Source organism: Neomoorella carbonis, from assembly GCF_045278715.1.
Classification (GTDB): Bacteria; Bacillota; DSM-521; order Neomoorellales; family Neomoorellaceae; genus Neomoorella; species Neomoorella carbonis.
On record NZ_CP136420.1, the window covers coordinates 1,640,476 to 1,661,808 of the forward strand.

At 49.8% G+C, this 21,333-nt stretch carries 23 protein-coding genes; all 23 read right to left on the bottom strand.

All coding sequences use genetic code 11. The features are described from left to right. Positions 1-71: 71 nt before the first annotated feature. Entirely contained in the window at positions 72-1,079 is a 1,008-nt protein-coding gene (gene iolG, locus MCACP_RS08445; RefSeq protein ID WP_406676348.1) for an inositol 2-dehydrogenase, read from the bottom strand. A gap of 36 nt (positions 1,080-1,115) precedes the next feature. Then, positions 1,116-2,357 carry a uroporphyrinogen decarboxylase family protein gene (locus MCACP_RS08450; protein WP_406676349.1) on the bottom strand — a complete coding sequence of 414 codons (1,242 nt, stop codon included), beginning with the start codon at positions 2,355-2,357 and terminating at the stop codon, positions 1,116-1,118. Between the two features lie 183 nt (positions 2,358-2,540). Beyond that, on the bottom strand, positions 2,541-3,491 hold the full coding sequence (locus MCACP_RS08455; RefSeq protein WP_406676350.1) for an ABC transporter permease: 951 nt from the start codon (positions 3,489-3,491) through the stop codon (positions 2,541-2,543). A gap of 40 nt (positions 3,492-3,531) precedes the next feature. Continuing rightward, positions 3,532-5,037, bottom strand: a complete 1,506-nt coding sequence (locus MCACP_RS08460) for a sugar ABC transporter ATP-binding protein (protein ID WP_406676351.1) — start codon at positions 5,035-5,037, stop codon at positions 3,532-3,534. 90 nt (positions 5,038-5,127) lie between these two features. Then, positions 5,128-6,141, bottom strand: coding sequence for a sugar ABC transporter substrate-binding protein (locus MCACP_RS08465; protein ID WP_406676352.1), 1,014 nt, complete (start codon positions 6,139-6,141; stop codon positions 5,128-5,130). Between the two features lie 232 nt (positions 6,142-6,373). Beyond that, complete coding sequence (locus tag MCACP_RS08470; protein WP_406676353.1) at positions 6,374-7,069, bottom strand: GntR family transcriptional regulator; 696 nt, start codon at positions 7,067-7,069, stop codon at positions 6,374-6,376. Between the two features lie 181 nt (positions 7,070-7,250). Next, the gene (locus MCACP_RS08475; RefSeq protein ID WP_406676354.1) at positions 7,251-7,862 is read right to left on the bottom strand and encodes a SpoIIIAH-like family protein; all 612 of its coding nucleotides are present in this window, start codon (positions 7,860-7,862) and stop codon (positions 7,251-7,253) included. Between the two features lie 50 nt (positions 7,863-7,912). Then, positions 7,913-8,536, bottom strand: a complete 624-nt coding sequence (locus MCACP_RS08480) for a hypothetical protein (protein ID WP_406676355.1) — start codon at positions 8,534-8,536, stop codon at positions 7,913-7,915. A gap of 32 nt (positions 8,537-8,568) precedes the next feature. Next, entirely contained in the window at positions 8,569-9,264 is a 696-nt protein-coding gene (locus tag MCACP_RS08485; RefSeq protein ID WP_406676357.1) for a stage III sporulation protein AF, read from the bottom strand. 8 nt (positions 9,265-9,272) lie between these two features. After that, positions 9,273-10,463 carry a stage III sporulation protein AE gene (gene spoIIIAE / locus MCACP_RS08490; RefSeq protein ID WP_406676358.1) on the bottom strand — a complete coding sequence of 397 codons (1,191 nt, stop codon included), beginning with the start codon at positions 10,461-10,463 and terminating at the stop codon, positions 9,273-9,275. 129 nt (positions 10,464-10,592) lie between these two features. Beyond that, on the bottom strand, positions 10,593-10,982 hold the full coding sequence (spoIIIAD, locus tag MCACP_RS08495; RefSeq protein WP_406676359.1) for a stage III sporulation protein AD: 390 nt from the start codon (positions 10,980-10,982) through the stop codon (positions 10,593-10,595). Positions 10,983-10,997: 15 nt separating this feature from the next. Beyond that, entirely contained in the window at positions 10,998-11,204 is a 207-nt protein-coding gene (gene spoIIIAC, locus MCACP_RS08500) for a stage III sporulation protein AC (protein ID WP_141264967.1), read from the bottom strand. A 20-nt stretch (positions 11,205-11,224) separates the two neighbouring features. Next, on the bottom strand, positions 11,225-11,743 hold the full coding sequence (locus MCACP_RS08505; protein WP_406676360.1) for a stage III sporulation protein AB: 519 nt from the start codon (positions 11,741-11,743) through the stop codon (positions 11,225-11,227). After that, a complete protein-coding gene (gene spoIIIAA, locus MCACP_RS08510; protein ID WP_406676361.1) occupies positions 11,737-12,789 on the bottom strand; it encodes a stage III sporulation protein AA in 1,053 nt (350 codons plus the stop codon). Before spoIIIAA ends, MCACP_RS08505 begins: the two co-directional genes overlap by 7 nt. Before the next feature lie 115 nt (positions 12,790-12,904). Next, the gene (locus MCACP_RS08515; protein ID WP_406676362.1) at positions 12,905-13,387 is read right to left on the bottom strand and encodes a CD1247 N-terminal domain-containing protein; all 483 of its coding nucleotides are present in this window, start codon (positions 13,385-13,387) and stop codon (positions 12,905-12,907) included. A 58-nt stretch (positions 13,388-13,445) separates the two neighbouring features. Further along, positions 13,446-14,003, bottom strand: coding sequence for an elongation factor P (efp, locus tag MCACP_RS08520; protein WP_141264971.1), 558 nt, complete (start codon positions 14,001-14,003; stop codon positions 13,446-13,448). Positions 14,004-14,024: 21 nt separating this feature from the next. After that, positions 14,025-15,104, bottom strand: a complete 1,080-nt coding sequence (locus MCACP_RS08525; protein ID WP_406676363.1) for a M24 family metallopeptidase — start codon at positions 15,102-15,104, stop codon at positions 14,025-14,027. 14 nt (positions 15,105-15,118) lie between these two features. Next, complete coding sequence (aroQ, locus tag MCACP_RS08530; RefSeq protein ID WP_406676364.1) at positions 15,119-15,577, bottom strand: type II 3-dehydroquinate dehydratase; 459 nt, start codon at positions 15,575-15,577, stop codon at positions 15,119-15,121. A 44-nt stretch (positions 15,578-15,621) separates the two neighbouring features. Further along, entirely contained in the window at positions 15,622-16,974 is a 1,353-nt protein-coding gene (locus tag MCACP_RS08535; RefSeq protein ID WP_406676365.1) for a TldD/PmbA family protein, read from the bottom strand. Next, complete coding sequence (locus tag MCACP_RS08540) at positions 16,974-18,377, bottom strand: TldD/PmbA family protein (protein WP_406676366.1); 1,404 nt, start codon at positions 18,375-18,377, stop codon at positions 16,974-16,976. The genes MCACP_RS08535 and MCACP_RS08540 overlap by 1 nt, the downstream gene beginning before the upstream one ends. A gap of 62 nt (positions 18,378-18,439) precedes the next feature. Beyond that, positions 18,440-19,783, bottom strand: a complete 1,344-nt coding sequence (locus MCACP_RS08545; RefSeq protein WP_406676367.1) for an NPCBM/NEW2 domain-containing protein — start codon at positions 19,781-19,783, stop codon at positions 18,440-18,442. Continuing rightward, entirely contained in the window at positions 19,780-20,403 is a 624-nt protein-coding gene (locus MCACP_RS08550) for a PilN domain-containing protein (RefSeq protein ID WP_406676369.1), read from the bottom strand. The genes MCACP_RS08545 and MCACP_RS08550 overlap by 4 nt, the downstream gene beginning before the upstream one ends. Beyond that, positions 20,400-21,305: a type IV pilus biogenesis protein PilM gene (gene pilM / locus MCACP_RS08555; RefSeq protein ID WP_406676370.1), complete on the bottom strand. Its 906-nt coding sequence runs from the start codon at positions 21,303-21,305 to the stop codon at positions 20,400-20,402. Before pilM ends, MCACP_RS08550 begins: the two co-directional genes overlap by 4 nt. Between the last annotated feature and the right edge of the window lie 28 nt (positions 21,306-21,333).

Consider the following 21,333-nt stretch of genomic DNA (forward strand, 5'->3'; position numbering starts at 1 on the left):
ATATTTGTTAATCTATCCTTCTATGTCATATGTCCTATGAAGGCCCCCCTTTACTGGAGTTTTTAAATCGCTTATATATCATTTACTTTTATTGGTTTACCCTCCTTAGCTGAAATAGCTGCCGCTTCAGCAACTAAGACCGCCTTAAGTCCGTCTATACCTGTAACGGGGGGCTGAGTATCATTTATAATTGCATCGATAAAAGACTTAAGCTCCATAGCAAAAGCATCATTATATCTTTCCAAAAAGAACCAAAGTAGTTTTTCACTTAGAGTGCCTTCATTGGTTAACAACATTGACGTGTTAGGTCTATCATTCTCTACCATTATACATCCTCTGGAGCCATGTACTTCCGTTCTTTGGTCATAACCATATATCGCTTTTCGACAATTATCAATGACACCAAGCATTCCATTTTTAAATCTCATAGTTATAATTGCCGTATCAAAGTCACCTATCTCCCCAATAGCGGGATCCACTAGAACTGCTGCATGTACGAATACTTCTTCCACTTCACTGCCGGATAGATATCTTGCCATATCAAAATCATGAATAGTCATATCGAAGAATAGTCCACCAGATACTTTTAAATAATTTAAGGGTGGTGGTTGTGGATCTCTTGAGGTTATTTTAACAAGATAGGGTTCACCAATCTTACCTTCTTTTACTGCATCATGGACCTTTTTATGATTGTGATCAAACCTCCTTACAAAACCAACTTGTAGCTTTACTCCTTTATTTTCAACTATCTCAAGTGCCTCTTTAATTTTTTCAATATCACTTCCAATGGGTTTTTCACAAAAGATGTGTTTACCGGCTTTCGCCGCTTCAATTATAAATCGCTCATGAGTATCTGAAGAAGAGCAAATTAACACTGCATCAATTTCGGGATCGCGAAAAATTTCCCCAGCATCATTAGTAACATTTTTAATACCAATACTGTGAGCCCATTCTTTAATATCATTATTTAGGTAGATATCAGCTATTTTTTTAAGCTCAACTTCACGTATTCTAGATACTATGTTTTCAGCATGTACCTTTCCAATTCTACCAGCACCGATCAGTCCAAGCCTTACCATGGCATATTCCTCCATAACTTCACAAAATAAACTTATTTAAAAAGAGAATTCACGCACGGCTTCAAACATAGCAATAATATTTTCAGGAGGCACGTCAGGTAAAATATTATGTTCTTGATTAAAAATATATCCTCCTCCAGGAGCGAACACTTCCAACTGTCTTTTTACATAATCTTTTACTTCTTTGGGCGTAGCTCGGTTTAAAATGCTCCTTGTATTGCATCCACCTCCCCAAAAGGTAATATCATTTCCAAATTCTTTCTTTAACCTATAAGGCTCCATGTCTTTGGCGGTAGTCTGAACAGGATTAATGATTTCAATACCTGCTTCAATCAGGTCTGGAAGGAGTTTATAGATAGAACCACAGGAGTGTATAAAGGTATGCATATTGCTATGTTTTTTTACATAATCACACAATAGTGCTAACCGCGGTTTAAAAATTTTACGAAATACTTCAGGTGACATAAGCGGGCCCTGATCCATTCCTAGATCATCGGAAAAACGGATTATATCTACCACATCTCCTACTGCTTTGCATACTTTTTCTAACAAAGCTAAATGCTGCTCTACTAAAACATCAAGCAAACGTTCTACTTCTTCCGGACAAGTATAAATATCCATTAAAAAATTATCCATACGTCGTAAGTAATTTCCACTTTCTAATAAACTACATCCACTAGAAATTACTAAAGCACGATCTGAGTTTTCCCGTAAGTTTAAAGCTTTTTCACGCAGATCTTCCCAAAAATTGGTATCATTTAAATGATCCCATGGGCTGACAGCTATTTTAAACCATTGGACTTTATTCATCGCTTCTGTTATATTATCATAATTTTCAGGATAACCATTAAGATAAGGATAATATTCTTGATGAAAGTAAAATGCATCCTTTTTCATTCTTGATATCAGAATTCCATCTTCGGAATAAACATTTAAATTACCTTCTTCATCGCGAACAGGTTTAAACCAGGTTGGAAATTGTACTATATGTCCGCTTGGAAGCGTAATATCATACCAATCCTTTTCTTCGGTATTATATACTCTACCTACATCTATAACATCAACATTAAACATATCTAATATTTCATCTTCAGGTTGAGCAAGTTGTTGTACTATATCATAAACTCTAGTGTAACCTTTATTAATACCAAGATACTGTTTTAAATTATTATAAGCTATTGCAGATATTCCAGAACTTGTTGTCGAACCCAAATCTATTGGCACAACATCTACTTGCTTATGATTAATAGAAGCAATTATTCGTTCTCTCGAATTCATACAAATCTCCTTCCTATCAGCTTCTATTTTTTACCTTTTAGACTTTTTTCATTCTTATTTACGACCACCACCACCTTATTAAATTGGATCCTAATTGTATACCTAGGGTATACCTGATAATATAAATTTTTATTCTACATTTTTTGCTTAATTCCTTCTTCAGCTTAATTAATTTAAATAAAATTATCTACCATCTTCATTTGTATTCAACGTCTTTATTCTATCTAATAAAATAGCACCAACTATAATAACACCTTTTAAAACTTGTTGCCAATACGCAGATACATGAAGTAAATCCAAAATATTATTTAAAACCCCAATAATAAGCGCTCCTATTAACGTTCCCCAAACTGTACCAACTCCTCCCGATAGACTAGTCCCTCCAATAACAGCAGAAGCAATTGCATCTAATTCATAACTTACTGCAGCTGTAGGATGTCCTGCACTTATCCTTGAAGCAAGCAAAATTCCTGAAAGTCCTGATAACAATCCTCCATACGAATAAACAAAAAGTAGAATTTTGGTTACATTAATACCAGATACGATAGCAGCTTGTTCATTTCCTCCAATAGCGTAAATATATTTACCTATTTTAGTGTGTCTTAATATAAAATGGGAAATACATAATGTGATTATTAATATATAAATCATAAAAGGAATATTAAATATTAAACCTTCACCTATAAAATCAAATGACTTCGAAAAATTGGTTATAGGTTTTCCATCTGTATATATTAAAGCTAATCCCCTTGCCGAGATCATCATACCTAACGTAGCAATAAAAGGGGGTATTTTTCCAAATACAATAATTGAGCCGCTTACTAAACCAGTTAATGCCCCTACCAAAAGCCCTATTAAAATTGGTACAATAACTGGAAATTGATTGGGATGAGCAAAACTAGCGGCTATAACTCCTGTTAGGGCGATAACTGAACCAATAGCCAAATCAATGCCACCACTTATCATTATAAAAGTAACACCAAAACCAGCTATAGCTATAATAGAAATCTGTCTTACTACATTGATTATATTTCCTAATTGTAGAAAATAGGGTGAAAGTATTGATGCTACAATAATCATGGCTACAAAAACTATTGTTATTCCATAACGACTTAAAATATGTCTGTAATTCAAGTCTTAAACACCTCTTTGTTTTATTTTTAGAGTTTTATTTTTAGTTTTTTAAAAACATTCCAGTTGCATATTTCATAATTAAATCTTGATTAGCTTCATCCCTTGATAATTCACCAGTAATTCTTCCTTCATGCATCACTATAATTCTATCACTCATTCCAAGAATTTCTGGTAATTCAGAGGAAATCATAATAATAGCTTTCCCTTCTTGGGCTAAAGTACTCATTAAAGAATGTATTTCAGCTTTGGCTCCTACATCTATTCCTCTCGTTGGTTCATCAAGTATAAATATATCTGGTTCGGTTAATAACCATTTTGCTATTAAAATTTTCTGCTGGTTTCCTCCACTTAACTTCTTAACTATTTGTTGTTCATTAGGTGTTTTAATCTTTAATTGTTCTATATATTTCTTACATATGTTTTTTATTTTTTTATGATCTACAATTATTTTCCCTTTTAAATAGTTCTTTAGACTACTGACGATCATATTGTCTTCAACAGAGTGTTCCAAAAATAATCCAGTACGTTTACGATCTTCAGTTAAAAATGCTATTTTATTTTTTATAGCATCTTTTGGAGATTTAATCTCCACTTTTTTACCATTTATATAAATTTCCCCTTCATCAAGTTTTCTTAAGCCAAAAATGCTTTCCATTAACTCCGTTCGTCCTGACCCCATTAAACCTGCAACGCCTAATATTTCACCTTTACGAAGTTTAAAAGAGATGTTTTTAAATTTCTTTTTATGGGTTAAGTTCTTTACCTCTAAAATTATATCTGTTATTTTTGCTTCTTTTTTGGGAAATAATTGTTTTAATTCCCTCCCTACCATCATTTCAATTACCATTTCTTTATTAAGATTTTTTACTGAATCTGTCTTTATATATTGTCCATCTCTTAAAACAGTAATTTCATCCGCTATCTCAAATATTTCATTCAACTTATGTGAAATATAAATAATAGATATGCCTTTAACTATCAGCGTTCTAATAATTTTAAATAGGTTATTGACTTCCCTATCAGTAATAGCAGAAGTGGGTTCATCCATAATAATTAATTCAGCATTATAGGATATGGCTTTTGCTATCTCTATCAATTGCCTATTAGCAATACTAAGTTCATTTATTTTTACTGTAGGTTCGATAGGTATATCTAAAATGTCTAATAAGTTTTTTGTATTTTGAAACATTATTTTTTCATTTATCCAGCCTGTGGAACTTAACGGCTCTCTTCCTAAATAAATATTTTCAGCGACTGTCATATAAGGTATTAAACATAATTCTTGGTGAATCATAGAAATACCTAGGTTTAATGAATCTCGTGGGCTTTGAAAACTGACTTCTTTTCCTTTGAATTTAATAATGCCACTATCGGGTTTATAAATCCCCATTAAGATTTTCATTAACGTAGACTTCCCGGCACCATTTTCACCTACTAATGCATGCACGGTTCCTTTTTTTACTTTTAATTTAACATTATTTAATGCTTTGACACCTGAAAAGGTTTTGGTTATGTTTTCCATTTCTAAGATATAATTTTCTTGCATATTTCTACCCGCCTTTTATTAACTAGCAGAATTAGCAGAACAGATATCAATTTTAAAATGATATCTGTTCTGCATTTTCCTTTTGTAGTATTATTTGGTTGAATACTTTGCAAGATATTTATCCGCGTCTTCTGGTTTTACTAATTCATAGGGGATCATATATTCCTTCTCCAACTTCTCACCTTTAACAGCTTTTACCGCACATTCTATTGCTTTTTTACCTTGACCCACTGCATCTTGGAAAACTGTAACTTCTACTTTGCCTTCTTTTAAATACTTTAACATTTCAGGCGTAGCATCAATCCCACCAATAATAATCTTATCCAACAACCCTACTGCCTCTACTGCTTTCATCGCACCAATCGCCATTTCATCATTATGGGCAACAACAGCATTAATCTTATCTTTTAGATCTGATTTTAACCAGTTCTCCATTACTGCCATTCCTTCGGCTCTATTCCATTTTCCTGTATTTTCTGCAAGAACCTTTATGTCGGGATATTTGCTTAATAATATATTCATAATGCCTTTATGTCTTTCTATTTGAGGTTCATGCCCATAAAAACCATGGAGCTCGACAATATTTCCTTTACCACCCAACTTATCTGCAATACCTTGCATTAAAAGCTCTCCAGATTGAACAGTATCGGACCCAACATAAGTGGTTAATTTTTCCATTTCCGCAACTTTGGTATTTACACCTATAAGTGGTATGCCTGCTTTAAAAATCCGATCAACTATTGGTCTTGACCCCTCTTTATCTCCAGGTATTAAAATAATCGCGTTTGCTTTCTGTGAAATGAAATTTTCTGCCTGGGATAATTGTATATTGGAATCAAATTTACCATCAACAAAAACAAATTCAAATTCATCCTCTACTTTTTTTGCTTCAGCTTTCATACCATCCATAATATAAGATTGAAACTGGTTGCTCATATCTCCAATCATAACGCCTATCACTTTTTTCTTAGTAGACGTGGTAGTAGCATTTGTATTTTTAGAACCTTCTTTGTCTGCTGTATTGCTTCCTTTTCCGCAACCAATTAGCAAACTTGCACTAATTATAAAAACTAATAGGGTAATAATTAATCTTTTTAACTTCATTTTTAAATAACCTCCTTTGTTATATTTTGCTTTTCCTGACGCAATGCTTCTGAAATTTTAATCTCACATATACTGCTCGAAGGTCGTCCCCTCCTTTAGCGTATTTCTTATGTATTTAGGTTATAAAAAACTAAAAGTAATTTTTTATCATTTATCTGATTTTATTATTTGCCACTAATTAACATCTTGAATGCCTTTTATCTTTCTTTTTATTTTTTAACCCATTTACTTACTATAAATTTGCTTCTTTAAACCCAAACCAGTCATAATAGTATTCTTTTATACTCTGCATATGCTTACGCATACTTTCTTCCGCCGCCGCAGGATCCCTTTGTTTTAACGCTTCCAGGATTTTTAGGTGTTGAGGAAAAGACGTTTCAATTCTAGTCTTATTATCCTGTGTTAGGAAAGTAATTCGCCTGATTTGATCCCGCAACATGTTTAATATAGAGGCCAGGCGCTTATTACCGGCAATTTCTACTATATATTCATGGAAGGCTATGTCTTTTGTACTTAAACTTTGAAAGTTAATTTGGGCAGGGTCGGTGCAATTAATTTCCTTATCCCAGTTAGCAATCATATCTTCCAAATACTTTATATCCTGGGGCTGAATTCTTTCTGCCGCCAGTTTTACTGCCAGGCACTCCAGAGGCTCCCGGACCTGCATAATTTCGCGAATATCTTCAATGGTAATTTTAGTTACCGTCGCGCCTTTTCCAGGTATTAATTCAATTAATCCTTCCGAATTTAATCTTCTTAACGCCTCGCGCACCGGGGTCCGGCTGACGCCCAGCTTTTCAGCCAGTATTCTTTCCTGGATCATGGTCCCGGGTTTTATGGTATTATTTATAATAGCTTCTTTAATCTCTTCATAAACCCTTTGCCCCATTACGGGCTGAATAACATTCAGTCCTCGAAGGGTCTCCATAAAAATACCACCCTGAATTGTGTTCCTCTTGTATCCTTCTTGTATACCAGCTGTATTATCATATTCGACATTTTTGCCTGAATTCCTCCTAAGGGATAAAAAATTTTTTTAAATAAAAAACGGGCCAGCACATATGCTCTCAGCCCGGTTATTTGTTATACTCTTATTTAATTAGCGTTATCTATTTCTTATGAATCATACTGATCTGCTCCCGGGGGCGGCCGGTGGAGCGGGAGACCAGGTCGCCGATCTTGTTGGCGTCCTCGTCGCCGAATTTGTCGGCCATGACAATGACGTTTACGGCATTGGGCTGGATGAACACCGCCGCGTCCTTATAACCTTTGGCGACGATGAGCTTTTCCAGCTGCATCTCCAGGTCCATTTGCTGGGTCAGTTCCACCAGCCGCTTTTGGGCTTCCTGCTTGCCCTCGCCGCCGGCGTTGGGGTTATCGATAATCTGCTTGAGCAGGGCGATCTGCTGGCTGCGCTGGCGGTCTCTTTCCAGGCGGTACTCGATGAAGAAGGCGGCTCCACCTTCAGCTTTAGAACTTGCTTCCTTGAGAATGTCCTCTGCCTTAGGTCCACTAACCGCCGCCTGGTCCTTGATTGGCGCCGCCACCTTAGCAGCCCCACCGGCATCCGGCTGGCCGGCCTGCTGGACCGGTCGCTCGAGGGGGAGATCTACACCGGCCGGCTTTGCTCCCTGTCTGTCTCCCTGGACCAGGTAAGCCAGGACACCAAAGGTCAGCACCAGGGCAATTATCACTCGTCCTTTATCACCTATCTTAATCATCTTTTTCACCCTCCCCAATTTTGGCATCTTGATCAAAAGCACAGTCATAGTTACTTACTGCTCCCCCCGGTTTCCATAGGTAGCACCTGCACCTGGTGGGGTGCCAGGCCCCACAGGGTCTGCACCGCCTGGATGAAACGCGCCCGCACCTGAGGATCATTCGCTCCATCGGCCACTACCACTACCCCCAGAACCTCCGGCTGGGTTTCCCGGGCTACTACCGGCGCTTCACCGCCATTCATCTGGCCGTTCCTGGCCATGACCAGCTGCGCATCTTCGTTGCTGTCGGTAGTTACCCTGGTCCCGCCGCTTTGATCCTTCTCTTCCACGCTGTGTTTGCTAGTCCTGGTATTGGTAGCAAACTCCTTTAAAGGGCTGGTCTTTAAGGATACCCGTACCGCCACCCTGCCGGCGCCAGCGATTTGCTCTAAAATGCCCTGGAGCTGGACTTCCAGCTCCCTGGCGGTGACCATTAGTTCCGTCTGCTGCCGGTCTAGCACTGTCTGACCTGGTGTCTGCCTTGTAGTTTGTACCCCATAGTGCTGGGTAGAGCTGTTAAGATTGCCAATGCTGATAAAGATGGTCCCCAAAATAAGGGCACCAACAGCAAGCCAGAGGTACCAGGGTGGTTTCTGGGGCAAGAAGCGCCAGCCTGGCCACTTATTATTGTCCAATGGGCAACACCTCCTTGAAAGTAAAACCCTACTTACTTCCCATATAGCAGCCGTACTTCGACCTGGCCGGATTCCAGTCCATAAAAGTGGGTTATCATGGTGACAATACGGGATTGAATCTGTTGGACTTCAGCAGCGGTAATTTGTGGCGCAGTTGACGGTTGTCCTTTCTCTTGTCCCGTGATCTGTTCCGGCCTCCCAGGTAATTGGGTTTCAGGAGGCGCAAGCCCTTGAGTGCCAGGCAGGTTGCCGGCAGGCGGAGGTGGTGCATCCCCGCCCCCTTTTGCTGTCTCCCCTCCAGCCAGGGTGGCCGTGATTACCACCCGGCGAATGGCCCCCAGCCGTTCCTTTTCGCCGGACACATCCACCAGCACTTCGGCTTGCTTTACGCCAGGTACCAGGGTGACCAGGGCCCTGATCTGCCCGGCCAGGCGGTCGCGGTAAATTTCCAGGGCTGCCTCTTCATTGGCCCGGGCCATTTCCCGGCCCTGCTGCACCGGGGCGGCGGCAGCAGGGTCCAGGCGCAGGTCCCAGGCAGCCAGCTCCAGCTCCGTCCCGAAACGCAACCCTTCCGCCAGGGGCGTCAAAATAGCGACCACCACAAAAAGCCCTAAAACAAGCCGCACGTAACGGGTAATCTTTTTTTCCGGCAGGAGCATTTCCAGGAAGGCCGCCAGCAAGGCAATCAGAGCTACCTGGCGGACTATCTCGCCGATTTTAGCCAGCAATTCCCTGCCTACCCCCTTAAAGCTACCGTGATGTTACCCAGGACGACGATTACGGCTATGGCCAGGAAAAAAATCAATCCCGTGACCGCCACACAGGCAAAGACCATGGTTAAAGCTCCGCCGATGCCGTCCAGGGCGTCGGCCAGCTGGTCCTCACCGAAGGGCTGGACCACGGCCGCCGCCACTTTGTAAACAACCACCAGGGAGAGAATTTTTAACATGGGAAAGGCGGCCAGGAAAAAAATAATGATTACTCCTACCAGGCTGACAGCGCTTTTCAAAAGCAGGGTTGTCCCGGCAATGGTTTCGACGGCATCGGACAGCATACCGCCGACCACAGGTAAAAAGGCATCAGTGGCAAATTCAATGGCCCGCAGGCCAACCCCGTCGGCAACTGAACCGGCGATCCCATAAATCGATAACACGCCGGTGAAAACGGTCATCATCAGTCCCAGGGCGGCCATGGCGGCCTGTTTAAGGAGCCCGGCCATTTTGGACACTTGAAAGCGATCGGCGATCCGGCCGATTACCGTGAGGCAGGCCGTGAGGTACAAGAGGGGAAAGAGAACGTTGTGCATGAGGGTACCGGTAATGGTTACGGCATAGATCAAAACCGGTTGCAACAGGGTAGAGGCGGTTATGCCCCCGGTTGCTGCCAGCAGGGTAATTAAGGCCGGTAGCAGGGATTGGAAAAAGGATACCATCCGGTCAATGGCGTCCCCGCCGGTACGGACGGCCAGGGTAAAGGAGGTCAGGGCCAGGGTAATCAGGGCCAGGAAAGCCACTCCCCGGGCCACTGTGCCGACACTTCCTCCGCTGAAGGCCGCCTGTAAATTCTGCAGTACGGCGCAGGCTACGGCAAGGATTAAGAGCTGGCCCAGCAGGGCCCCGCTGGCCAGGAGCTCATGGAAAAGATACTTTAGCAGCCCCCGCCCGGCGGCCGCCGGATCCAGGGGCAATTTTCCCTGGCGAAGATTGGCCAGGATTTCCTGAAAGCCCAAGCGGGGCAGGTACTGACCCACTTCCCGGTCCAGCTGGTTAAGAAAAGTATCGATGCCCCCCAGGTTGAGTTTGGCCATCTGGCGCTCCAGCTGCTCGTCCAGGGTCATGGCAGCCGCCGCTTCTGTTCCTGCGGCCGGTACCGGATAATAGGCCAGAGCCGCCGGGGCAGTAAGCCCTGCATATAATCCGTAAAGCACAATATAAATTAAGACTACCAGCAACTTCCACACAGTGGTCGCCTGACTCATGGAATCACAACCTTGCTGCTTCTTTCTATGGAAGCCGCCTTGCAACAGGCGCGGCAGGGGCAGGAACCTTTGTCTGCCTTACGGCAAGAGGCGAACAATGCTTTCCAGGATCGCTACAATGATGGGGATGGCCAGGACCATAATCAACACCTTGGCGGCCAGCTCCACCTTGACGGCAATGGCATTTTCGCCGGCGTCCCGGCAGACCTGGCTGCCAAACTCGGCCACATAGGCGATGCCAATGATCTTTAAGATGGTATCCAGGTAAAACTGGTTGATACCGGCCCTTTCCGAGAGGTCGGCCAGGACCTTGACCACCGTACCAATGCGGTCCAGGAGGAGGAGAAAAATAATTGCTCCTGTCACCAGGCTGATGAGGAGGGCTGTATCGGCGCCCCGGGCCTGGCGCACCATGACAATAATCAGGGTAGCCGTCAGGCCCAGGCCGACGATCTGGAAAATCTCCATCCCGGGGCCACCCCTTTAATACAGCTGGAAGACAGCCCGAACGGCTTTGAAGAGATCCATAATCAAGGGAATAACCCAGAGTAAGGCTATAGCCAGGCCGGCCAGCAGGGTCATGTAGGCATATTCGTCCCGCCCGGCCTGTTTCAGGAAAGTGTAAAAAATAGTGATGATAATGGCCAGGGCCGCTAGTTTAAAAATCAGGCTCACATCTACGCCCAGCATCTTTTCTCCCTCCAGAAGCTTTAATATAGCAACAGCACCAGGGTTATCCCCAGCAGGAAACCCAGGGTACGCCACATCTTGCCCTGGCGATTGTTTTCTTCGTGGGCTGCCAGCTGCTGCTGCTCCAGGAGCTGGCGGGTCAGCTCCAGGTTTTTAATCTGGTCGTCGGCGCCGGAGTTGCCCAGCATAGGACCCAGAGCCCGGAGTATTTCCAGGTCCCCGGGCTGCAAGCCTCCTTTCCGCCCCAGTTCCTCCAGGCCCCTCTGCCAGGCTGCCAGGGCACCGGCGGCAGCATTTTCTTGCAGCGCCCGGGCCACAGTCTGGAAGAAGAAAGCTACCGGCCCGGCCAGCTGGCTCCCAACCCGGGTGAAAGCAAGGGGGAGGGGGGTAGCCCCATAGAGTATTTCCGTCTCCAGCATTTTCAGGCCGGCATTTAGATGGCGCAACTGTTCAATCCGGGCGCTAAAACCGCGGGCCTTCTCCAGGCCCAGCAAACCGCAGGTGAGGATTATCAACCCGCCGCCCACCATTTTTAACATGCCTTGCCCTCCCCCCGCCAGGGCCCGCGGCGTAAGATCCGGCCGTCCCCGCTAAGGAGGAATTCGATGGTCCCCGGTCCCAGGGTCCGGCCAAGGATGATTAAACGCTGCCAGAAACCCCGCTCCAGGAGCGGCCGCCAGCCCGGCCGGTGTTTCAACTCATCCAGGCTGCCGGCATGGACGCTGGCCAGAATTGTCACCCCGGCATTTAAAATATCCTGTAAAGCCGCCAGTTCCTCCGGCCTGCCAATCTCGTCGGTGGCAATGACCTCCGGCCCCATGGACCGGAGGAGCATCAACATCCCGGCCGCCTTGGGGCAACGATCCAGGACGTCCGTACGGGGGCCGACATCCAGCTGGGGCACCCCCAGCCAGCAGCCGGCAATTTCGGAACGCTCGTCCACCACGCCTACATTGACGCCGGAAAACTTAAGTTCCGCTATGCCGGTACTGAAAAGACGGACAATATCGCGCAGTAAAGTCGTCTTGCCGCAACGCGGCGGTGAAAGAATAAGGGTGTTGCGGGGGCGCCCCTGCTCCAGGAGGTAGGGCATCAACTCCCGGGCACAGCCGGGGACACTCCTGGCCAGGCGCAAATTAAGGCCGGCAAAATTCTTTAAGGTTTGAACTTCCCCCCGGCGTACCACTGCTTCGCCCACCAGTCCCACCCGGTGGCCGCCCCTCACGGTTATATACCCGGAGCGCAATTCTTCCTCCAGGGCGTAAAGGGAACTGCGGGTGAGGGCCTGGATGGTCTGGCTGAGGTCGTTTTCGCTCACGATATATGCCAGGTCGGGTACAGCTGTCAAAGTGCCGTCAGCCTGCACCCAGCCTTCACCGGCACCCCAGCGCACCTGGAGGGGCCGCTCCCGTCGCAGGCGGATTTCTTCCAGGGCAGCTTTTACCTCCAGGGGCAGGGCAGCCAGGGAAGCAGCTACCGCTGCCGGCAACAAGGCCAACAGCCCGGAGAGCCCCCCTCCCCTGCCTTCCCCGGCCTGTCCTAAAGGTGGTTTTCCATCCCCCTTAACCATCCGTACGCTGCCCATTTTTCTCCCTCCTGCCATTATGCTTATTATGGTCCTGGCAATTTTATGCAAGGGAAAATTCGGGGCAAAAAAATAAGACCCCGCATGGGGTCTGATGCTATTATCTTTTTCAGAACTAGATGTCATCGGTGTCGGGAGAGTTTTTCTTTTCTTCCTCTCGAGCCGCCCGGGAGCTGGTTTCACCTTCTTCATTGACAAAGACGACCGTCTCACAATTGGGGCAGGTAACTTCCACTACATCCTCATCATCCAGGACATCGGCATCAAAGCAAACTATCTCGTGGCATTTCGGGCACTCTACTTCAATGTAGTCGCCCTCTTCCTCGTCTTCGTCGTCCTCGTCATCCTCGTCGTCATACTCATCTTCGTCTTCGTCATCATAAACCTCATCTTCTAAATCATAAAGGTCCTCATCGATGCTTTCCAGGTATTCTTCCAGTTCTTCATAGTCCTCATGCAGGTCGTGGAGAGCCTCGGCCATTTGCTCCAGGACTTCAACTATTTCTTTAAGGAGGCGGGTTTCCTTGCTCTCGGGGTCCAGATCCATGCCGTCCACTAACCCCTTAAGGTAAGCAACCTTCTTGCGGACGTCATTCATTGTCTACACTCCTTTCCCTTTCCACCTTTTATTATTACCGGCCCTGGCCGGACTTAAACTAGGCCCGCTCAATATAGGCACCGGTACGGGTATCGATGCGGACGACATCTCCCACCTCGATAAAGAGAGGTACCTGGATTACGGCACCGGTTTCTAAAACGGCGTTCTTGGAACCGCCGGTGGCTGTATCGCCCTTGATGCCGGGCTCTGTTTCCACCACCTTTAGTTCAACAAAGTTGGGCAATTCGATGCCAATGGTTTCCCCCTGATAAAGGAGGACATAAATGTTCATATTGTCTTTTAGATATTTTATCGCATCATCAAGTTGATCTTTGTGCAGGGATAACTGCTCGTAGGTTTCTGTATCCATGAAGTAATAGTTTTCGCCGTCATTGTAGAGGTACTGCATCTCCCGCCGGTCAATATGGGCGCGGTTGACCTTTTCCCCGGCCCGGAAGGTCCGCTCAATTACCGCCCCGGTACGCCTGTTTTTCAGCTTGGTACGGACGAAGGCCGAACCCTTGCCTGGCTTGACATGCATGAATTCAATTACCTGGTAAACTTCACCGTCAACCTCAATGGTAAGACCAGTACGGAAATCGTTGGTGGATATCAAGCGGGATACCTCCTATAACTCCTATAACTCTATAAATTCTTTAGATGCATGGGATAGAACCCGGGCGCCGTCCTCCTGAACCAAAACCACATCCTCAATGCGGATACCCCCGCGACCGGGCAGGTAAATTCCCGGTTCTACCGTGACCACCATCCCCGGAGATAGTTTAACCTCGCTCCGGCTGGAAAGGGTGGGGCCTTCATGAACAGCCAGGCCCACACCGTGGCCCAGGCCATGGCTGAAATAGGACCCGTATCCAGCCGCGGCAATATGTTCCCGGGCTATCGCGTCCACCTCACGGCCCGTCATCCCGGGACGGATGGCGGCGATAGCCCTCTCCTGGGCTTCCAGGACGACGTGGTAGAGGTGACGCCATTCCGGGGCCACCGGCGCCAGGGCTACCGTGCGGGTAAGATCGGAGTGGTAGCCCTCATAAACGGCGCCAAAATCCATCACCACCAGGTCACCCGGCTGCAGCACCCGGCCGGAAGCCACCCCGTGGGGAAGGGCCGCCCGGTAACCGCTGGCTATGATGGTGGTGAAGGATGGCCCGCTGGAGCCCTGTTTACCCAGGAAATATTCTAACTCCAGGGCTATGTCCCGCTCGCTGACACCTGGACGTAAGATCTGGAGCAGGTGACGAAAACCGGCATCGGCCAGGTCAATGGCTTTTTGCAGAAGTTGCACTTCGGCCTCTTCTTTTACCTGCCGCAACCTTTCTACCAGGCCCTTTACTGGTTTCAGCTTGACCGGGCGCGACCAGTCTTTGGACTGCTCCAAAAATTCTTCATAGGTGGCATAGCTGAGGTGCTCTGCTTCAAAGTGGAGTTCTGCTACACCGGCAGCAGCCAGGGTGGCACCCAGCTGTTCCCACGGCTTATTGCCCAGGTCCACTACCTCAAAATCCGGTGCTTCCGCCCTGGCCTGTTCAGTAAAGCGGCCGTCGGTTAATATATACTGCGATGTTGTAGTAATGAGGAGCTGGCCGCTGTCGCCGGTAAAACCGCTCAGGTAGCGGCGGTTTTCTTCCTGGTGCACCCACAGGGCTGTGATACCTTCCGCCGTCATAAGCCGGCGCAGACGGTCTAACCTTGTGGTCAAAAAAAGCCCACCCTTCATTTTTCAGGTTTACCCTCACGCTGCGAGCGCACCAGCTCTATGGCAGCCTCCAATCCCAGGCGGTAGCTTAAAGGCCCAAAACCGCTAATCTGGCCGCTAACCACAGCTGCCGTTACCGTCTGGTGGCGAAATTCCTCGCGGCGGTAAATGTTGGAGAGGTGAACTTCTACCACCGGGCAATCCAGGGCCGCCAGGGCATCCCGCAGGGCAATGCTGTAATGTCCCAGGGCCCCTGGATTGATGACCACGGCGTCTACCCGCCCCCGGGCTTCATGAAGACGGTCAATGAGGGCCCCTTCATGGTTGGACTGAAAAAAATCTATTGCTACCCCCGCGCCGGCAGCCTGCTCCCTTAAGCCGGCTTCGATATCGGCAAGGGTAGTCCGGCCGTAGATTTCCGGCTCCCGGCTGCCCAGGAGGTTTAAATTGGGCCCATTTAACACTAAAATCTTCATGGCTGCTATTTTACCATAATATTGCTCACTTGGGTAGAGTGTACTTACCCGCTGATGGTCATGCTGGCAATACGCACCGTCGGGGCACCGGTGGCGCCAAAAAAGGTGAGGTCGTTCCCTACGGCGTCAATGCCCTCCAGGAGGCCGATGATGTTGCCGGCAATGGCCACGCCCCGGACCGGCCTGGTCAGCTCGCCATTTTCAATCCAGAGGCCGCTGGCGCCGACGGAAAAATCGCCGGAGATGGGATTGGCCGTATGCATGCCCATGACTTCGGTGACGTAAAGTCCCCTGGGGATCTCTTTAATAATATCTTCCGGGGTGCGGGAGCCGGCCTCGATATAAAAATTGGTCGTCCCAACTTCCGGTGTTGTCTTGAAGGAACCCCGGGCGCCATTACCGGTGGATTTTACCCCGTCCCGGGCGGCTGTATAGGTGTTGTGCAGGTAGCATTTAAGGATTCCTTTTTCCACCAGCACAGTGTGCTGGGTGGGTACCCCCTCCCCGTCAAAGGGGCTGGAGGCAATACCGTCCGGCCGGCGGCCGTCATCGATAATATTCACAACCGGTGCCGCCACCTGCTGGCCCACCCGGCCCCGGAAAAGGGATTTGCCCTTCTGGACGGCATCGGCAGCCAGGGCCGGAGCGATGACTCCCAGGAAGTTGGTGGCTACATAGGGGTCAAAAACAACGGCCGCCCGCTGGGTATTAACCCTTTTGGCTCCCAGCATGCGCACGGCCCTGGCCGCCCCTTCCCGGCCGATCTTCGCCGGATCGATATTTTTATATTGCAACCCGTAGGCCAGGCCAAAACCTGTCTGGCTCTCTTCGTTTTCCACCGCCACCACAAAGGTGCTGGCGCCGCAGTAGGCGGCATGGTAGGCGGCCGTTATTCCCTGGGAGTTTACCAGGACAACCAGGTAGCGGGAATCGTTATAGGAACAGCTTTCCGTGATCTTCACCCGCGGGTCATAGGCCCTGGCCTGGCGTTCAATCTCGCGCACCAGCTCGATCTTTTTTTCCACCGGGGTTGTCGTAATCTCCGGGTCAAAGAGGTCCAGCTGGGGGTAGCCGGGATAGCGGGCCGGCAGGCAGTTATGCTCATCAGGGGTAGCCATCCGGGCGTTGGCCAGGGCCTGTTCCACACAAAGCTCAAGGGCCGGGGGGCTGAAATCGGTGGTAAAGGCAAAACCTACCCGCTGGTCGGCTATGACTCTTAAACCCAGGCCCTGGTCCCGGGCCGTAGTCAGGGCCTCGACTTCCTGGTTGCGCACCTCGATGCTTAAATTTTCACCGGCACTTATGTAGGCTTCGGCAATAGCCCCTTTTTCGGCCGCCATCTCTACCACCCGCGCCGCCAGGTCGAGGTACTGTTTTTGTAAAGCCTGGTAATCCATCAGCCTTTATCCTCCTCGTCCAGGATGCCGCCAACTACCATCTCAGGAATGCGAATCGTGGGCTGCGCATCCCCGACTGGTACTCCCTGGCCGTCTTTGCCGCAGGTACCTAAGGAGAAGCCCAGGTCGCTGCCCACCCGGTCGATTATCTTCAGTACCTCGGGACCGTTGCCGGTGAGGGTGGCCCCCCTGACGGCCGGGCCAATCTTGCCGTCCTGGATAAGATACCCTTCGGCCACATCAAAAACAAAGTCGCCGTTGGTGGTGTTGACCTGCCCGCCGCCCATGCGCTTGACCAGCAGGCCGTGCTTGGTTTCCCGCAAAATAGCTTCCGGGTCGTCTTTGCCGGGAGCGATAAAGGTATTGGTCATGCGGGGTATGGGGCGGTCCTGGTAAGATTCCCGGCGACCGTTGCCGGTAGAACGGCGGTTCTCCTTACGGGCCGTCAGGTAATCATATATATAATCCTTCAGGATGCCGTTTTCGATGAGCACGGTTTTCTGTCCCGGCGTACCTTCGTCGTCAAAACGGTACGAACCGTACTTGCCGGGGATGGTGGGATCGTCAATGACGGTTATCAGGTCGGAAGCTACTTTCTGCCCCTTCTTGCCGGCGTACACGGAAAGCTGCTTCTGGACCAGGTCGGCTTCCAGGCCGTGACCGCAGGCTTCGTGAATCATGGTGCCGCCGGCCTCGCCGGCCATAACCACCGGCATCTTGCCCGCCGGTGCCGGCCTGGCCTCCAGCATCATGACGGCCCGCCGGGCAGCCTGCCGCGCCTTCTCTTCCGGGTTAACGCTTTCAAAAAGTTCCCACCCCTGGTGCCCGCCGGCCGATTCAAAACCCGTCTGGATAACTTTGCCGTCGGTAGCCACGGCATTGACTACAAAACGGCAGCGTACCCGCTCGTCATCTACCAGGATGCCGTCGCTGTTGGCAATAGTTACCTCCTGGATGACGTCACCATAACCCACCGTCACCTGGGTAATGCGCTTATCGACGGCCCGGGCAGCCTCATTGGCCCTTTGCACCAGGGCTACTTTTTCGGCTACCGGCACCTGGTCGGGCCGCTTTTTAATGGTAAATTCCACTTGTGCTTGCGGCCGTTTAAAGCTAATTTCCCTGGGCTGGGGCCGGCTTTGCAGGGCTTTACCAACCAGGGTTGCTGTCTGGATGAGGCTCTCCCGGCTCAGGTCATTGCTGTAACCATAGGCGGTGTTTTCCCCGGCAATGACCCGTATACCGGCTCCCTGGTCAAGACCGGATATAACCCGTTCAATCTTATTGTCCTCGCAGCTGATGCTGGTCGTCCGGCGCCGTTCCAGGAAAATTTCTGCAAAATCGCCACCTTCAGCCAGGGCGGCCTCCAGGATGGCCTTGAGATCGGCTTCAGTTAAAAGCATTTACCCACCCTTTCTATATAACTTCTTACTAGTATAATTCAAGGGGCGGGAAAATATTCCTGCTAATCCTTACGTGAAAAATGGAGGCTGGCCAGGGTGGCCAGTAATTGATCGTAGTCACCGATACCGCCAGCCTGCCATTCCAGGCTGAAGGTCAGTTGCTGGACGAGGAACAGGGGTAAATCCAGGTATTGGGGGTAATCACCCGGCCTGATTTCTCCCTGGTAAAGCTGCCGGCCGTCGGCAAAAATAGTGACTTTAACTTTACCGCTGCTGTTGGCAAAGCTGTCGTCGATGCCGGCATACCCCTGGAGACGAGTATACCGGCCGCGGAGATCGACCTTTAATTCCGCATTAGCTTGACCTTTGCTTAAAATTACGCCTATACTGCGGCCAAGGTTCATACCGGCCAGGGCCGCCGGCCGCTCCAGAACATAGAAGGGCCCTACATTGCGCAGCACCTGCAGCTCTTCCAGCCAGACATCCCCATCGCCGACCGGGGGTTCCTGGAAGGCCGATCCCGCCACCAGCCGGCCCTTTACCTGGCGGGGGAAAGTATATTGAGGCGCCTGGCCGGCGCCTGCCTGGGAAGGAAAGACAGGCCCGGGTGGTGGGTTTGTTCCCGGGTTAACCGCAGGTGCCGGGGAGGCAGGAGGCGCAGGTGACAGCTTTACTGGTACCGAACCAGGAGTTACAGCCGTAGAGGGGCTGGGCGGACTGCTACTGGAAGCTTGTCCCTGGCTGGAAGTAGCTCCCGCACCTTTAACTCCATCCCCGGCAGCAACCGCCCCCGCCGGGGGCGTGAAACCGTCGGCCCTCCCGGTCGGAAAAAGGGCTATGGCTCCAGGGACTGGATTGTCTTCTCCCAGATCGTACAGGTCTATAACAAAGCTCCCTTCGACTGTTCCAGCGTCTCCCTGGCGCGCAAGGATCTTCAAATTACGGATGGCCGTCAGGGCCGGCAGGGATTCCAGCTGACTTATGTAATCCTGCAGCGCCGGGTAAGGGCCGCTGACGGTAACTTCATAGGGATAGACCCGGAAGGGGTCTCTCTTTTCCACCGGCAGGGGACGGAAGGCCAGTACCTGGAGGGACCGGTCCCGGGGCTGGGCCGCCTCCAGGAAGGGTGCTGTACCCCGGAGGGTAAAACCCAGGTGGAGCCTGGCGGCCTCCCATGCGGCCCTGGCCTGGTCGGCTTTTTGGGTCAGCTCGGTTGCAGAGGCTGCGGCCTGCCTGGCGGCTGCCAGTCGTTCCAGGCCCGCCTTGAGTCTTCCCCGGAGTTCCAGGTAGGCCGGAAGCTGCTGTCCTAAAACTACTTTATTGAAGAAAATAATCCCCACGACAACAGCCAGCAAAACCAGCAATATTTTTTCCCGGCGGTTGAACTGGTAGGTACCAAATTTCATTTACTTTTGCCTTCCCTGTTTGCGTTTATGGAATCCGGGTTTGCTCTTGTTGCATCGCTTGGTGCGGGAACTGCTCGTGCAGTCTCTGATTGCCGCGTACCTTTAAAAACAGCCTGTATGGTAAAGGCAAGGCTGCTGCCATTACCCTTAACTTCCTGGAAATTGACGGACTGCCAGAGCCCGCTTGCCTGCAGGTTATTTAAAAGATTACCGATGGCCTGGAGGGAAGTACTCCCCCCGGCCAGGATTAGTTCTCCTTTGGCTTCGTTTGCTTCCAGGCGGGTCAGCCAGATCTCCCGCGGCAGAGCATCGTTTATTGCAGCCAGGACCGGCTGCCAGCGCCGCCTTTCCTTTACCAAACGCTGCAGTTCCCTTTCCTTCTGCTGCCATTCACTAATGGCGCTTTTACTGGTCGCTGCCTGCTGCGCCTGTGGTTCATACAGAGCCAGTTGCGCCTCCACCCCGGCAACGCGCCTGGCCATCAGCCCCCATTGGACCAGGAAGATAAAATAAAGGGTTACGAGAAATCCTGTCAGAGCCAGGGCAATGGCAGCCCTCCTGGGCAACGACCGCCGCCGCGGGAGGTACTCCGGGGGTAGTAAATTAATAGCCACACTCATATTTCCCTCTCCCGTAAAGCCAGGCCCACGGCTACGGCCAGGGCCGGGTCTGGAGACCCATTGAAGCCTGTCCCCGGGCGGCCGATAATTACCGTTACTCCCAGTTCCTCCCGGTAGTAATCGACCAGGCCCTCCACCTGCGCTCCCCCTCCGGTAAGGATGAGCCGCTCCGGGTTAAAGGCCGTCCCGGCCTGGGAACGGTAAAACTCCAGGGAGCGCCGGATCTCCTGGGCCATTTCGGCCATACGGCTGCTACCGGTTATACCGGGCTGGCTGAATTCTCCCCCGCCAATGGCTACTACCCGGCTGAAAAGGGGCCGTCCCTCCCGGGCCAGGACCAGGTTGCTCCAGCGGCCGCCAATGTCAACGATGACCGTAGCGCCAGCGGCCTCTCCGGCCAGGGCGCGGCAGAGGGCCAGGGGCACCAGGTCGATGGCCACCAGGTCCAGGCCGGCGGCATGGAAAAGCTGGTATAAGCCAGTCACCTGTTCCCGTGGCGCCGCAGCAAGGAGAACCGGCATCTGGTCGCCGGCCGCACCATTGCCGGCATCCAGGATGGCCCAGTCTACCACCATATCCCGGGCCCCGGTGGGCAGGTAGTTTTCGATTTCATAGGCCATGCCGCTCTTGAGTTCCTCGGGGGTCATCCGCGGCAGGCGCAGGTAGCGGACGATCACCCTTTCCCCGCTGACGGCCGTCACGGCCCGGCGACCGCGCCAGCCGGTCCGGGAGGCCGCCTCGGCAACGGCCGCCACCATGGCCTGGCTGTCGGCCAGGCCACCCTGGGGAGCCGGCACGCTGGCCGTCAGCCACTGCCGGCCCTGGTATACGGCCGCCTTGACGGCAGTTGTACCGAGATCGATGCCCAGATAGTGGCGACGTTTCAGGAACGACCAGAACATAAAAATAACTCCTATCTACCTTGCTACA

What these genes read in the sequence shown, in the direction of transcription:
- MCACP_RS08450 (WP_406676349.1), bottom strand. Translation starts at nt 2,357, where the DNA reads ATGAATTCGAGAGAACGAATAATTGCTTCTATTAATCATAAGCAAGTA.
- aroQ (WP_406676364.1), bottom strand. Translation starts at nt 15,577, where the DNA reads ATGAAGATTTTAGTGTTAAATGGGCCCAATTTAAACCTCCTGGGCAGC.
- MCACP_RS08545 (WP_406676367.1), bottom strand. Translation starts at nt 19,783, where the DNA reads ATGAAATTTGGTACCTACCAGTTCAACCGCCGGGAAAAAATATTGCTG.
- spoIIIAC (WP_141264967.1), bottom strand. Translation starts at nt 11,204, where the DNA reads ATGCTGGGCGTAGATGTGAGCCTGATTTTTAAACTAGCGGCCCTGGCC.
- MCACP_RS08505 (WP_406676360.1), bottom strand. Translation starts at nt 11,743, where the DNA reads ATGTTAAAAATGGTGGGCGGCGGGTTGATAATCCTCACCTGCGGTTTG.
- MCACP_RS08460 (WP_406676351.1), bottom strand. Translation starts at nt 5,037, where the DNA reads ATGCAAGAAAATTATATCTTAGAAATGGAAAACATAACCAAAACCTTT.
- MCACP_RS08515 (WP_406676362.1), bottom strand. Translation starts at nt 13,387, where the DNA reads ATGAATGACGTCCGCAAGAAGGTTGCTTACCTTAAGGGGTTAGTGGAC.
- spoIIIAD (WP_406676359.1), bottom strand. Translation starts at nt 10,982, where the DNA reads ATGGAGATTTTCCAGATCGTCGGCCTGGGCCTGACGGCTACCCTGATT.
- MCACP_RS08550 (WP_406676369.1), bottom strand. Translation starts at nt 20,403, where the DNA reads ATGAGTGTGGCTATTAATTTACTACCCCCGGAGTACCTCCCGCGGCGG.
- MCACP_RS08475 (WP_406676354.1), bottom strand. Translation starts at nt 7,862, where the DNA reads ATGATTAAGATAGGTGATAAAGGACGAGTGATAATTGCCCTGGTGCTG.
- iolG (WP_406676348.1), bottom strand. Translation starts at nt 1,079, where the DNA reads ATGGTAAGGCTTGGACTGATCGGTGCTGGTAGAATTGGAAAGGTACAT.
- MCACP_RS08470 (WP_406676353.1), bottom strand. Translation starts at nt 7,069, where the DNA reads ATGGAGACCCTTCGAGGACTGAATGTTATTCAGCCCGTAATGGGGCAA.
- MCACP_RS08465 (WP_406676352.1), bottom strand. Translation starts at nt 6,141, where the DNA reads ATGAAGTTAAAAAGATTAATTATTACCCTATTAGTTTTTATAATTAGT.
- spoIIIAA (WP_406676361.1), bottom strand. Translation starts at nt 12,789, where the DNA reads ATGGGCAGCGTACGGATGGTTAAGGGGGATGGAAAACCACCTTTAGGA.
- pilM (WP_406676370.1), bottom strand. Translation starts at nt 21,305, where the DNA reads ATGTTCTGGTCGTTCCTGAAACGTCGCCACTATCTGGGCATCGATCTC.
- MCACP_RS08540 (WP_406676366.1), bottom strand. Translation starts at nt 18,377, where the DNA reads ATGCTTTTAACTGAAGCCGATCTCAAGGCCATCCTGGAGGCCGCCCTG.
- MCACP_RS08535 (WP_406676365.1), bottom strand. Translation starts at nt 16,974, where the DNA reads ATGGATTACCAGGCTTTACAAAAACAGTACCTCGACCTGGCGGCGCGG.